Source organism: Peribacillus folii (genome assembly GCF_030271255.1).
Taxonomy (GTDB): Bacteria; Bacillota; Bacilli; order Bacillales; family DSM-1321; genus Peribacillus.
The window spans coordinates 196207-210207 of the sequence record NZ_JASJOM010000006.1 but is presented as its reverse complement, the minus strand read 5'-3'; the positions used below and the strand labels follow the sequence as shown (position 1 = coordinate 210207).

The window sequence follows — 14001 nt, the reverse complement described above, 5'->3', positions numbered from 1 at the left end:
CTTTAAGCGGGAAGGTTTAGGACTAGTTCATGCGAAAAAAGGGGTTCATGCAAGGGGGGGATAATTGAAGTGAACGATCGCTCCTACGGATTCCATGATTAATTGACTTCATATCTCTTGACTGGCATTTGGGCGGTAACGGAGATGATCTCTTTGAAATATCCGGATAATTCGAGCCATTTTTCAGGATAGATATGGATGAAACGTCCCAACGTCTCCATCGAGTGCAATACAAGGCAATCGAGTTGGGCGGTTTTTTTATGCTGCAAATTGGATAGCAGCTCATGCGGTATCGTGTAATAGAGATGGAGCTGATAAGGATTCAGTATCACCGGGGAAATATTATTTTCTTCCATATACTTGTTTGTCACGATTTCTTGGATTGCAAAGCTTTCCTTCATATGTAACTCTCCGAATGTATAGTGCCGATTCAGTAGTACGATGCCTCTCATTTGCTTCACCCATTCTTTTTGCTATCCATTCTTGCCAAATGGAGGATGGGTTATACAACGTAAGAGGCTTCGTCCAGCTAGAAAAGGGCTTTCAGTTCGTTGATGGCTTTGAGATGGTTGATATTATCAAGCACTTTTTTGGTCAAATCCACTTTTTTAATAAGCGGAGATTCTTGTAAATCCTCAATGAAGCTTTCCTTCGTGAACCAATCAGTCGATTGGAGGGAAAAGATGGGATAATCTGCCCATGCATCTTGCAGGAGGGGACTATAGATTTTATCATCCTTGGCAACTGCATCGCAGGTATAGATGCGTTCCCAGTAATCCATTCTCGAGCCTGAGTGTGGAACGCTGTTTGCGAATTCGCCTACTCCATGAAAAACAGCCGAATCCTGAAAAAGGAGCTCATAAAGGAATTTTCCCGTTTCAATTCTCTGTTTAGAATCGGCAAAGCGTTCAACTGTAAGTCCGGTCAATGAACGGATTCCGTCTTGTTTATTTACGTAAGGAAAGATTACATTCGTAAAGCCTAAAAATTCCTGTAGCTGAAAATCAAGCCTTAGGAGAATTTCACCATGACGGGTACGTTTCAACACACGTTCTTGAATCATTCTTTGTTCATTGATGATAAGGGATGTCGTCAATAGGGGCGAATGGGGTTCTTTTATGAAAGATTCCCAAATCGGGGCCATGAATCTTGATATATGGAAAATGGGGAAATACTTTCTTAATCGAAGCTCCTTTTGCTTAGAGTGCTCGTATAGTAGGAGCTGAGGAAAAGCATCGGCAAAGATGGCTGAATTCGCGCGCTCCAGGAAAAGGAAGAATTTCTGCCGCTCCTCTTGGCTGAGCAGGTGATCCATGGAAGAGCTTTTCAAATCGGTCATATGGTAACCCCCGTTCCTCGAAACCATATGTGCCAAAAAGGCCCAATGAACCTCCGGGTTACGGCGGTAATAGGCAAGATAGGCTTGCGTTCTCGTCATATTATTTCGGTTCAGGGCAGCCGTTTCGGTTCGGATGCTTTTTACAAGAGCGGCTTCCTCAGGGAAGAAAGCCTTTGACTCCGTTTCAGGCTGAAATAGTTCTTTTTGTAATTGATTTTTTAGCAGGCCAAATTTTTCAGGATCGATGATGGGCCGCGATTTTACTGGGGATGTGCCTAATAGCTTCTGTACTAATTGGTAGAGCATACGATCACCACGAGTGTTTTTCATTCATTATATGCAGGACGGTCAAGAAAGGGCTTTGCATATGCAACGCCCCCAGATTTATTGCAGATGAAACTTTTTCCTTCATTTTTTAATTTTCTTCTTCTTTTCCCTGTTCAATAAAATATAATAAACTATCCAGAAAAGTAACACGGGGATAAAAGATAATGGCCTATATTGGACCGGTACGGCGAATAAGATGAAGATGGATAAAAATAAAAATGGAACCGCCAGGAGTATATATTTTCTCCAATCCATTGCAAAAACCTCCTTATGTCATTCTTATAAGAATAAAGGATTATTCCGCAATAATCTAGAAAAGTCACAATTGACAAAAATATACTCACGTAGTAATCTTTAAACACGAGTTAAAAATTACCATTATTTCCGAAAAAGGAGGCGAACGTCATGACTAAATCCGTTAAGCGACTAAAAGCTTTAATTGAAAATTTTCATACGTCCGCCTGCACAGATCATCAGCCTTTCTAGGCAAAGATCAAAATGAAGCCATTGATCATTTACGAGCGCAGGTTGTGGATTTTTCGCGGCCTGCGCCTTTATATGTGTTCTTACGCATCTAAAAAAGCTTCCGCTAAACGGCGGGGGCTTTTTGGCATTGGGGAGTTGAGGATCATAAGTATCCTTTTCAATTAATAGATAGGGGGAAGCATGATGACACAAAATTCTTCGGGAATCATCCAGCAGCCGGGAGATCCAGGGAGCGGTTAGTCAAAAGGCACAGTTCTGAACAAAAGGGAGGAAAATCCATGTTTTCGATTTTTACGAAGCTGTCCTGGTTCTTCAAAGAACAGTGGCAGCGCTACACCTGGGCCATTTTATTTTTATGCCTGGTGAATATTTTGGAGGTTATCCCGCCAAAGCTCGTCGGGAACGCCATCGATGATATGAATAATGGCAACATGACGCAAGAGGCAATCATGAAATACGTCATTTATTTGCTGTTGGTGCTGTGCGGAAGCTACATGTTTGGTTACTTATGGAGTTTCCTGTTATTCGGCGGCGGAAACTTGGTGGAACGAAAACTAAGGTCTGGGTTCATGGGCCATTTACTGAAGATGACGCCGACGTTTTATAAGAAAAACCGGACCGGAGATTTAATGGCCAGGGCTACCAATGATTTAAAGGCAATATCGCTTACAGCTGGTTTTGGGATTTTGACCCTTGTTGACGCGGTGCTGTTCACCATTACCGTCGTGGTCATGATGGGCGTGACCATCAGCTGGGAATTGACGATTGCAGCGGTGCTGCCGCTGCCGATCATGGCAGTGATGATGCAAGTCTACGTGAAGAAAATATATAAGCGCTTTACGGATGCACAAGCAGCCTTTGGTACGTTGAATGACAAGGTGCTGGAATCGATTTCGGGTGTCCGCGTCATCCGCGCCTATGTCCAGGAGCGGGAGGATGAAAAGAGATTCGATGAAATGACCGAGGACGTCTATCGTAAAAACCTTGCAGTGGCAAAAATCGATGCACTATTTGATCCGACGATTTCGATCATCATCGGCATCAGCTATTTAATCGGTTTGGGATATGGGGCTTATCTTGTTTTTCAACAGTCGATAACTCTCGGCGGGCTCGTTTCATTCAATGTATACCTGGGCATGTTAATCTGGCCGATGATTGCAGTGGGTGAATTGATCAATGTCATGCAAAGGGGGAATGCTTCGCTTGACCGCGTTCAAGATACGCTTTCATATGAACGGGATGTGAAAAATCCAATGGGACTGGAGAGCATTCCGAACCCGGAAGATATCTCTTTTCAACAAGTTTATTTTACATATCCATCTTCACCGGTAGGGAATCTATCCAATATTTCCGTGCAACTTGAACGCGGGCAAACGTTGGGGATCGTTGGTAAGACGGGAAGTGGAAAAACGACCTTTGTGAAGCAATTGCTCAGGGAATATCCATTAGGCAAAGGGAAAATCGCTTTTGCCGGGAGGCCACTGGAGAAATTGAATCTCGAAGAAATCCGCAGGTGGATCGGCTACGTTCCCCAGGACCATTTTTTATTCTCAAGATCCGTGCGGGAAAATATCTTATTCGGCAAGATGGATGCAACTGAAGACGAATTGGCAGAAGCAATCAGGCTGGCCGACTTTGAAAAAGACTTGAAGATGCTGCCCGACCGGCTTGAGACCCTCGTTGGGGAAAAGGGTGTCGCTCTTTCAGGGGGACAAAAGCAGAGAATTTCGATTGCAAGGGCACTGATCAAAAATCCGGAGATCCTTATCTTGGATGATTCCTTATCTGCCGTTGATGCAAAAACGGAAACGACGATCATTGAAAACATCCAAAAAGAACGGGCAGGAAAAACGACCATCATCACGACTCATCGTTTATCAGCCGTTCAGCACGCCGATCTGATCATCGTCTTGGATAGCGGAGAAATCATCGAAGAAGGGACCCACGAAGATTTATTGCAAAAAGATGGCTGGTATAGGGAGCAATACGAGCGTCAGCAGGTTGACGAAGGAACGGAGGTGAGGGCATGACGGTCGTGAAAAAACTATTTCATTATGCTGCCCTTTATAAAAAATTGATCATTTGCGCCTTGATCATGCTTGCGCTTTCAGTAGCGGCCGATTTAACGGGGCCATTCGTTGCCAAGAAAATCATCGATTCACATATACTCGGCATCGAAACGTCCTGGTATGAAACGGAAAAAGGAAAAGATGCTGTTAAGTATGAAGATAATTGGTATAAGCGTGCAGATTACTTAAGAGAAGGGGAGAAAAAAGGCAGGGAAGTGCACATATTCCAGGTGGGCAATCAATTTGTCTTCGTTAATGAAGCTGTACCAACGGATGGGCGCAGAACGTTGGAAAATCAAACGTTAATCATCAACAAAGACGGGCAGGAACACCGAGCTCATATAGAGAAATTGACGAGTCAGGAAGTGATGGGTTTTTACCAGCCGGAAATTCCGCGTATTATGAAGCTGGTCGCTTTTTACTTCGGGCTTGTCATCATTTCCTCGATTTTTCAATATGGGCAAAGTTTTTATTTGCAGAAAGCGGCTAACAGGATCATACAAAGAATGCGGAACGATATTTTTACGCATATATCCCGTTTGCCAATGCGGTATTTCGATAATATGCCAGCAGGAAAAGTGGTGGCCAGGGTTACAAATGATACAGAGGCGATCAGGGAATTGTACGTAACGGTGCTCGCCAGCTTTTTTTCAAGTACAATCAACATCATCGGTGTTCTCATCGCTTTATTCATTCTGGATGCACGTGCTGGTGCGATGGGCCTCCTACTGATTCCTATCATTGCAATCTGGACGAAGGTCTATCGTAAATTCGCTTCGAAATATAATCACATCATTCGTGAGCGGATCAGTGATATTAATGGCATGATCAATGAATCCATTTCCGGAATGAGCATCATCCAGGCCTTTGGACGCGAGAAGGAGACGAAGCAATCGTTTGAAAATTTGAACCGGGAGCATTATTCCTATCAAAATAAGATGCTGCATTTAAATTCATTGACGGGCGGAAATTTGATCGGGGTCATTAAGGTTTTGGCGTTAATTGCATTCGTCTCGTATTTCGGTGGAATATCCCTGACAGCAAGCTCAGCGATTTCCTTAGGGATGTTGTATGCGATTGTCGATTTGATCAGCCGCCTGCTTCATCCGCTTCATGGAATTGTCAATCAATTCGCCAACCTCGAACAGGCACTCGTTGCAGGGGAACGGGCATTCAGCTTATTGGATGAGCAGGGGTTGGCCGTCAGTGATGAAAACATAGCGAGATACAAAGGAAATGTGGATTTCGAACATGTTTCTTTTGGTTATAAGGAAAATGAATATGTGTTAAAAGACATTACCTTTTCTGCCAAACAAGGGGAAACGGTCGCGCTGGTCGGCCATACCGGTTCAGGTAAAAGCTCGATCATGAATTTGTTGTTTCGATTTTACGATAGCAGTGAAGGGAAAATCAAAATTGACGGCAAGAATATATTGGATATCCCTCATCAAACACTCAGGGAGCATATGGGTATCGTTCTTCAGGATCCTTATTTGTTCACTGGCACCATCGCATCCAATATTAGCCTCGATCATGACAGCATCACACGGGAAATGGTCGCAAAGTCATTAAAGGATGTAGGCGGAGACAAAGTGTTGAAGCATCTTCCTCTAGGACTGGATGAACCGGTTATTGAAAAAGGGGGGACACTGTCTTCCGGGCAGCGTCAGTTGATCTCCTTCGCCAGAGCGCTGGCATTCAATCCCGCGATATTGATTTTGGATGAGGCGACGGCGAGCATCGACACCGAAACGGAGGCGATTATCCAGAGGGGGATGGAAGTGCTGAAAAAAGGAAGAACGACCTTCATCATCGCCCATAGACTTTCCACGATCAAAAATGCCGATCAAATCCTCGTCCTTGATAAAGGAAGGATTGCCGAGAAAGGGACACACGAGGAATTAATGGAGTTGAAAGGAAAGTATTATCAAATGTATGAACTGCAGGCTGGTCCGCATAAAGGGCTGGCCGGATGATAAACAGGAAAGGATGTGAGTGTGCCAAATATGGCACACTCAAGCATATTACTTGATAATAGTAATCATTACGTTTAATATGGTATTATACTAACTAATGAGGTGATAATAGTGAAACCGAATATTCATCCTGATTATCAACAAGTAGTATTTATGGATACGAACAGCGGGTACAAATTTTTGACTGGTTCGACCAAAAAGTCTAACGAAACCATCGAATGGGAAGACGGTCAAACATATCCATTATTGAAAGTGGAGATAAGTTCCGATACGCATCCTTTTTATACAGGAAAGCAAAAGTTCGCCGAAAAAGGCGGACGAGTGGATCGCTTTCTGGAAAAATATAATATGAAGAAATGATAGCAGGACCATCGAGCGATCAATGGTCCCTGCAGTAAGGGGTTCGGAATTCAAAAATTCCGAACCCCTTTTGAAATATTGCCTTTGATTTCTCCTTAAATGTTCAATTTCAAACACATTTGTGCAGCATATTCCATCTATATCGGAACGATTGGATTCCAATGCAAAGCAGGGGGTGGGGCGAGACTCGTCCGGCGGAAGCAGTACAAGGGGACTAGACAGGAGCCTTAGCTCCACAACCATTTTTGTCAATATCTGGTTATTGATGATGCTTAACTGTCTTAATGAAATCAAAGAAAGGATGCCCCATGAAAAAACAGGGGCAGCCAACCCTTCCATCATTTTGCAAGAGCTTCACCTTTGACGATATTAAGTAAGGCGGCATCGAAGTCCTTGATTAAATCATCCGGATTTTCAAGTCCTACGGATAGACGAAGCAGGCTGTTGGTGATGCCCCGTTTTTCCCTTTCAACAGCAGGCATTGCAGCATGTGACATTTTAGCGGGGTACGATAATATCGATTCCACGGCTCCAAGGCTTACGGCGAATACGGGAAGCTCAACCGTGTTTACGAACGAACGGAAAACGTCCTCGCTAGCCAATTCGAATGAGAGGACCGCTCCCGCCCCAAGCGATTGGCCCTTTTGGATGGCATACTGGGGATGATCCGCAAGCCCCGGGTAATAAACCTTTTTCACTAAATGATGATTCTTTAAGTAAGCAGCAATCTTTTCTGCGCCATTTTGGGAGTGTTCCATCCTTACGGACAAGGTTTTCAAGCCTCTCATGACCAGCCAGGCATCCTGAACGCCAAGGACCGCTCCAAAGGAGTTTTGGAGGGCGCCGAGTCTTTGCGCCAATACGGGATCCTTCACCACTGCGAGACCTGCCACTACATCACTATGACCGGATAAGAACTTCGTAGCACTATGAAGAACGACATCTGCCCCAAGGTTCAAAGGCTTCTGGAGTGCTGGCGTCAAGAAGGTATTATCAACAAAGCTTATAGCACCGATTTTTTTTGCGATGTCACAAACGGCAGAAATATCGGTCACTTTCAGCAATGGGTTTGAAGGGGTTTCGATGTATATGGCCCTCGTATTTGGCTGAACCGCCGCTTCGATGCTTTCGAGATCCGTCATATCAACAAAACTATGTTCAATGTTGAATCGGTTCAGTACGGTGGTCACCATCCTGAACGTACCTCCGTATACATCTTCGGAAATGATGATATGATCTCCGGCAGATAACAGCAGAAAAGCGGTTGAAATGGCGGCCATACCTGATGAAAAGGCGAAGCCATGGGTCCCCTCTTCAAGTTCGGCAATGATTTCTTCCAATGCCTCGCGAGTCGGATTGCCGCTTCGGCTGTAATCGTATTTGCCGAAGCGATCGATATCGGATTGATGGAAAGTGGAGGCGTGCTGGATCGGTACGCTCACCCCGCCAGTCGTCCTATCGAATTTATGTTGATTATGAAGCAATTTGGTTTCGAAGCTGAAATCAAGATCCGTCATTTTAGTGCCTCCCTTTTTACATGCGTGAATGCTTGCTGTAAATCTGAGACCAAGTCTTCGCTGTCTTCAATGCCCACGGAGAAGCGGAGCAGGCGATTACAAACTCCGTTTGCCGTCCTGATCTCAAGCGGGATATCGGCATGTGTTTGTGTGGCAGGGTACGTGATGAAGCTTTCAACACCCCCAAGGCTTTCTGCAAATGAAATGAGTGAGAGAGATTGTAAAAATGGATTGACCGCAGTTTCATCAATGACTCGGAAAGAAATCATGCCGCCTCTTCCGGGATACAATACGTCGGTTACACAATCATGCTCCGACAAGTATTTTACAAGGACCTTCGCGTTTTTTTCATGACGCTCCATCCTAAGGGCAAGAGTTTTCATCCCGCGCATCAACAGCCATGAATCAAAGGGGCTCAACACGGCTCCCGTGCCATTATGGTGGAAGGCAAGTGATTCGCATAATTCCGCGCCGCTGGCCACGATCAAACCGGCGAGGACATCATTGTGGCCGCCGAGATACTTGGTAGCACTGTGAATTACGATATCGGCTCCAAGCAGGATCGGCTGTTGGATGAGAGGCGTGTAAAAAGTATTATCGACGATAAGCAATACATTGAATCGTTTGGCCAATGCGGCAACGGCACCAATATCCGTTTCCTGCATAAGGGGATTAGTCGGAGTTTCGATGAAGATGGCTTTCGTATGAGGAGTGATGGCATTTTCGATTTCCTCCAGACAACAGGTGTTTACATAGTCACACTTCAACCCCCATTTCTTAAAGCCTTGTTCCAGCAGACGATATGTACCTCCATAAAGATCTTCACTGACGATCCATGCATCACCCGATTTGAATAGCGCCAATATCGTGGAGATGGCGGCCATTCCCGAGCTGCAGGCATATCCTTGATCGCCTTTTTCGAGATCGGCGATCGAACGCTCCAATAGTTGGCGTGTTGGATTACCTGTCCTTGTATAATCGAAACCAGTCGATTGGCCAATTCCTTCGTGACGGAAGGCTGTCGAGAAGTAGACGGGAGGATTGACCGTTCCTGTCGCCGTTTCACTGCGATTTCCTAACTGAGCAAGATACGTTTCGGTTTTGTACATAATTTTCACTGCTCCTTTTCTTTATAAAATAAAAAAAGTCTTCTTTAAGAAGAAGACTTTGATTAAATGGGGATGAGTCATTCTTCTTATCTTCCAAGTTCAAAACTTGTGGAATTAGCACCTTTTCATTTGATCCAAACAAATGAAGGTTGCTGAGGTGTCATCGGGCCATTCCCTCTACCTCTCTCGATAAGAGTTTAGATTATTCAATTTCTTTTGAATTTACTATATATACAAAATACTGTCAAGGGCAATTTGGGGGAGCTTTGGAAGGACATCCTTATTCAACCCAAGTGTGCCAAGACTTGACGTCGATAAAAAAGGTCAGAAAATATTGGGAGATAGTCTTCAATGGAGTCATTATTGAAAAAAGAGCAGCCTTGACCGGTTTTTTTTGCTTTAAAATAATAAAGTTTGTACAATGGATGGAGAGAAAGAATATTACGACATTATTCATTTCTTATTACATAAGATCTTCGATGAATAGTGAACCATAGGAGGAGAACACATGGAGTACAGAATCGAACGAGATACGATGGGTGAAGTGAAGGTGCCTGCTGATAAATATTGGGGAGCGCAGACGGAGAGAAGCCGCAACAACTTCAAGATCGGTAACGAAAGAATGCCGGTTGAACTGGTTCGTGCGTTTGCATATGTTAAGCAGGCTGCAGCCAAGGTGAACTATGATCTTGGTGATTTATCGGAAGTGAAAAAGAATGCCATCGTCAAGATATGCGGTGAGATCCTCGAAGGTACGCTTGATGAACATTTCCCGCTTGTGGTCTGGCAAACAGGGAGCGGCACACAAAGCAATATGAATGTGAACGAAGTGGTCGCCAACAAAGGAAATGAATGGTTAAAGGAAATTGGGGAATCTGAATTCCTTCATCCAAATGATGACGTTAACAAGGCCCAAAGCTCAAATGATACATTCCCGACTGCGATGCATATTGCGGCCTTCATGGAAGTTGCTGAAAAGCTGGTCCCTGCCATCAAAGTACTTAGAGATACATTCGATGCAAAAGAAAAAGAATTTTGGGATGTCGTGAAAATTGGCCGTACACATCTTCAAGATGCAACACCGTTAACTTTAGGACAGGAAATATCCGGTTGGAAAGCGATGCTTGATAAAGACCTGGAGATGATTGAGGAAAGCAGCCAAAAATTATTGAACCTAGCGCTGGGCGGAACGGCTGTTGGAACCGGCATCAATACAAAAAAAGAATTCCCGGGACTTTCCGCAAAACAAATCGCTGCGGATACAGGACATCCTTTTGTCACATCGGATAATAAGTTCCATGCACTGACAAGCCATAATGAAATCGTTTACGCCCATGGTGCATTGAAAGCATTGGCAGCGGACTTGATGAAAATTGCCAACGATGTCAGATGGCTGGCAAGTGGCCCTAGAAGCGGAATCGGTGAAATTGCCATCCCGGAAAACGAACCAGGCAGCTCGATCATGCCAGGGAAGGTCAATCCAACCCAAAGTGAAGCGCTTACCATGATTGCAACACAAATTGTCGGAAACGATGCCACGATCGGCTTTGCAGCCAGCCAAGGAAACTTCGAATTGAACGTATTCAAACCGGTCATCATCTACAACTTCCTGCAAACGGTTAAATTATTGACGGACGGCATTCATTCCTTCAACGATAACTGTGCGGTCGGCATCACTGCCAACGAAGATAAAATCAAGGAAAATGTAGATCGTTCCCTGATGTTGGTAACAGCATTGAATCCGCACATTGGATATGAAAAAGCGGCCAAGATTGCCAAAACGGCATTCAAGGACAACTCTACCCTAAAAGAAGCGGCATTGAAATTGGAATTCCTTACGGAAGATGAATTCAATGCATGGGTTGACCCGGCTAATATGGTCAATAAATAATACCCTCATCATGCCCTCCCGCCGTTTCCTTGGGGAGGGTGTTTTCAATGTGTTAAAATGATTAAAACAACAAATACTAAGCTGCATCAAAGGCTGGAAATGGAGGAAACACAATGTCTTTATGTCCGCTTTGCAACGGTCTGAGAAAAATCCACGTGAATTGCCCAGAATGCGGCAATGAACTTGGAGATAAAGGTAAATTGATGGATTATGCTGATGAATATAGTGCTTATATGGACATCGATACACTTAAGCTAAATGACGGATACCCCCAATCCTTACAGAAGGGCCAATGCCCACACCTCATGAAATGCCCTGAATGCGGACATGATGAAGTAGTATTGGTTCAGGAATAAGGGAAATCCTTGAATCACGTCTGAACATAAAAAAATACCCGTTCATGAACGGGTATTTTTTTATGTTCAGTTAGCAGACAATTTCAAACCTTCCTGCATCTGTTCGTCCTCCTCGACATAGATGCGATGTTCGCTATCTTTATCAAAAAAGTGGGCTTTATTCATATCGAGGGCGAGCTCGATTTTTTCGCCTGCATGGATGATATTTTTGGCATCTACCCGTGCAACGAAGTCCTGTCCTTCAAGCGTGGAATAAAGCATGATTTCTGCCCCCATGAGTTCGGCTACATCGATGTGGGTCTTGAATGTGGTGTTCGGGGAATCCTTGAAGGATTCTCCTTCATTATGAAAATCCTCCGGACGGATGCCAAGAATGATATCTTTACCGACATAGCCTTGATCACGAAGCATTTTCATTTTCGCTGCAGGTACTTCGAGCGTTTGCTCACCAATTTTGATGGAGCCTTCTTTTAAAGTCCCATTGAAGAAGTTCATGGCAGGCGAACCGATGAAGCCGCCAACGAAAACGTTTATCGGTTTTTCATATACGTCTTTTGGCGCACCGACCTGTTGGATAATTCCGTCCTTCATGACGACTAGCCTTGTCGCCATGGTCATCGCTTCCGTTTGGTCATGTGTGACATAAATCGTTGTTGTGTCCAGGCGTTTATGCAGCTTGGCAATTTCCGCGCGCATTTGGACCCGGAGTTTTGCGTCCAGATTCGACAATGGCTCATCCATCAGGAAGACCTTGGCGTCACGTACAATGGCACGTCCAAGTGCAACACGCTGACGCTGACCGCCTGAAAGCGCTTTAGGTTTTCTGTTCAGATATTCTTCAAGGCCGAGAATCCTTGCTGCTTCAGTGACCCTTTGCTTAATTTCCGCTTTTGGGGTTTTCCTAAGTTTTAATCCAAATGCCATATTGTCATATACGGTCATGTGGGGGTATAAAGCGTAGTTCTGGAAAACCATCGCGATATCACGATCTTTTGGAGGGACATCATTGACGCGCCTGCCGTCGATAAATAAATCACCCTGGGAAATGTCCTCCAGTCCGGCAATCATCCGTAAAGTCGTCGATTTACCGCAGCCGGAGGGACCGACAAACACGATGAATTCCTTGTCGGCAACATGAAGGTTAAAATCCTTAACAGCCGTCACCTTTTTATCATAAATTTTGAATATATGATCCAATACTAACTCTGCCATCAAAAAATCCCCCTTTTACACTACTGATTACTTGTACCAATTAACTATAGTCTAAGCTATCAGTTTCGAAAAAAGTATGGGCACATTGCACAAAAAAAGGTAAGATCCTTTTCTTGCAAACTGAAAAATCAATCATTCAATAAAACAAGCAAGTAAGCAGTCAAAGCATGACGAAAGTTTCTTATATCCAGTCCGGTCCTATCGATGAATTTGTCTATCCTATACTGCAGGCTATTTCGGTGTATATAAAGCCGTTTGGCGGCAAGCGTGGCATTGGAGTTACACTCCATATACGTTTTGATCGTTTTGATAAGCTCTGTATCATGCCTGGTCTTGCCAAGAATCTGCTGGATATACCATTCCATATCCGCATCGGATTTCCGGTTCAATAGTATGTAGGGAATGATATCGGCCAAATCGGTCACCTTCAAATCCGGCAGCTCAGCTTGTGCCAAAGTGAAACACCTTTTCTCCCGAATCCTATGGTGCTGAAGTTCTTGGTTCACAAGGTGAAAGCGCCCGGTGAACATCCGGGTCTTAACATAAAAATCACTTTCCAATGTAGAGGAGATGGCGAGCAGGTCGTTATAGGATAAAGCCTCCCCCTTGTGCGTTTCAATCAGGATTCCCTCTGTATCATTGTCCCAAATCAAGGCTGCGTCAGATGGGACGAAAGCAAGGAAGGCATCTTCAAAATCTGTCTGGGAAAAATCAGCATGACTCAGCTTGAAGTGAATGAAGCGAACGTTTTCCCAGCTTGTTAAAGGCAAGGGTGCATTCGGGTCGGTCAAAAAAGTGTTCCAAGATGTGCCTGAAAACGAAGTGAGGTCGGCTTGGTTCAAGGAAGACGGAAAAAGCAGCTCCAATAAATGGATTTCCTCGGCTGAGATATCAAAGCGGGGAATGCCGATGCCATTTCCCATTGGATCCTCGTACCAAACATATTCAGTGCTGTTATTTGCATTGGCTTTGTTGGAGATTGCGTTCGGGAATTTTTGTTTAAGATTTTCAAGCAACTGTTCTTCACCTTCTTTCTTCCTATCATTATAGCTAAAATGGATAAAGTTCAAAAGAATAGGATATTCCTTGCTTTTTTCGAAAGGGTCCCAGGGATTTTCCCCTTATGCTTTATTACAAAAAAGCATTGGATACGTGGATCACCAATTAAGCAGGAACCCTTAAGTTCATTCATACGGGATGGCAAGCCAATGCTAAAGCAACGCCGAGCATGAGCTTCGTTTAATCGATATATTCATCAAGAATGCGTGAAAAAGAAGGAAAAGGGATGATCCATATTATGCATGAATAATATGGATCATCCCTTTATTTCTAGAGCTTTTTCGGTTTGGTTTGGATAGG

12 protein-coding genes and 1 riboswitch are annotated in these 14001 nt (G+C 44.2%); of the genes, 5 read left to right on the top strand and 7 right to left on the bottom strand.

Annotated elements, in window-relative coordinates; all coding sequences use genetic code 11:
• Window positions 1-98 precede the first annotated feature (98 nt).
• From QNI08_RS12150 to QNI08_RS12140, 3 genes are all read right to left on the bottom strand, one after another.
• Window positions 99-452 (bottom strand): hypothetical protein, encoded by a 354-nt coding sequence (locus QNI08_RS12150; RefSeq protein WP_285767687.1) that lies wholly within the window; start codon window positions 450-452, stop codon window positions 99-101.
• A gap of 77 nt (window positions 453-529) precedes the next feature.
• A complete protein-coding gene (locus tag QNI08_RS12145; RefSeq protein WP_285767686.1) occupies window positions 530-1645 on the bottom strand; it encodes a DUF2515 family protein in 1116 nt (371 codons plus the stop codon).
• A 102-nt stretch (window positions 1646-1747) separates the two neighbouring features.
• Window positions 1748-1921: a hypothetical protein gene (locus tag QNI08_RS12140; RefSeq protein ID WP_285767685.1), complete on the bottom strand. Its 174-nt coding sequence runs from the start codon at window positions 1919-1921 to the stop codon at window positions 1748-1750.
• Window positions 1922-2430: 509 nt separating this feature from the next.
• Here QNI08_RS12140 and QNI08_RS12135 point away from each other — a divergent pair.
• The 3 genes from QNI08_RS12135 to QNI08_RS12125 all read left to right on the top strand — a co-directional run bounded on the left by QNI08_RS12135 (window position 2431) and on the right by QNI08_RS12125 (window position 6557).
• Window positions 2431-4182 carry an ABC transporter ATP-binding protein gene (locus QNI08_RS12135; RefSeq protein ID WP_285767684.1) on the top strand — a complete coding sequence of 584 codons (1752 nt, stop codon included), beginning with the start codon at window positions 2431-2433 and terminating at the stop codon, window positions 4180-4182.
• Complete coding sequence (locus QNI08_RS12130; protein ID WP_285767683.1) at window positions 4179-6197, top strand: ABC transporter ATP-binding protein; 2019 nt, start codon at window positions 4179-4181, stop codon at window positions 6195-6197. The genes QNI08_RS12135 and QNI08_RS12130 overlap by 4 nt, the downstream gene beginning before the upstream one ends.
• A 111-nt stretch (window positions 6198-6308) precedes the next feature.
• On the top strand, window positions 6309-6557 hold the full coding sequence (locus QNI08_RS12125; RefSeq protein ID WP_285767682.1) for a type B 50S ribosomal protein L31: 249 nt from the start codon (window positions 6309-6311) through the stop codon (window positions 6555-6557).
• Window positions 6558-6895: 338 nt separating this feature from the next.
• On the opposite strand, the gene metC is transcribed toward QNI08_RS12125, so the two are convergent.
• Both metC and QNI08_RS12115 read right to left on the bottom strand, forming a co-directional pair.
• On the bottom strand, window positions 6896-8074 hold the full coding sequence (metC, locus tag QNI08_RS12120; RefSeq protein WP_285767681.1) for a cystathionine beta-lyase: 1179 nt from the start codon (window positions 8072-8074) through the stop codon (window positions 6896-6898).
• On the bottom strand, window positions 8071-9183 hold the full coding sequence (locus QNI08_RS12115; protein WP_285767680.1) for a methionine biosynthesis PLP-dependent protein: 1113 nt from the start codon (window positions 9181-9183) through the stop codon (window positions 8071-8073). Before QNI08_RS12115 ends, metC begins: the two co-directional genes overlap by 4 nt.
• 83 nt (window positions 9184-9266) lie before the next feature.
• A riboswitch (SAM riboswitch) is annotated at window positions 9267-9379 on the bottom strand.
• 312 nt (window positions 9380-9691) lie between these two features.
• On the opposite strand from QNI08_RS12115, the gene fumC reads away from it, so the two are divergent.
• Together fumC and QNI08_RS12105 are read left to right on the top strand one after the other, a co-directional pair.
• Window positions 9692-11074, top strand: coding sequence for a class II fumarate hydratase (fumC, locus tag QNI08_RS12110; protein WP_285767679.1), 1383 nt, complete (start codon window positions 9692-9694; stop codon window positions 11072-11074).
• Window positions 11075-11187: 113 nt separating this feature from the next.
• Window positions 11188-11430: a hypothetical protein gene (locus QNI08_RS12105; protein WP_285767678.1), complete on the top strand. Its 243-nt coding sequence runs from the start codon at window positions 11188-11190 to the stop codon at window positions 11428-11430.
• A gap of 66 nt (window positions 11431-11496) precedes the next feature.
• Here the strand turns inward: QNI08_RS12105 and QNI08_RS12100 are convergent, their stop codons facing one another.
• Together QNI08_RS12100 and QNI08_RS12095 are read right to left on the bottom strand one after the other, a co-directional pair.
• Window positions 11497-12642 carry an ABC transporter ATP-binding protein gene (locus QNI08_RS12100; protein WP_285767677.1) on the bottom strand — a complete coding sequence of 382 codons (1146 nt, stop codon included), beginning with the start codon at window positions 12640-12642 and terminating at the stop codon, window positions 11497-11499.
• A gap of 128 nt (window positions 12643-12770) precedes the next feature.
• Window positions 12771-13658: a PucR family transcriptional regulator gene (locus QNI08_RS12095; RefSeq protein ID WP_285767676.1), complete on the bottom strand. Its 888-nt coding sequence runs from the start codon at window positions 13656-13658 to the stop codon at window positions 12771-12773.
• Window positions 13659-14001: the final 343 nt, after the last annotated feature.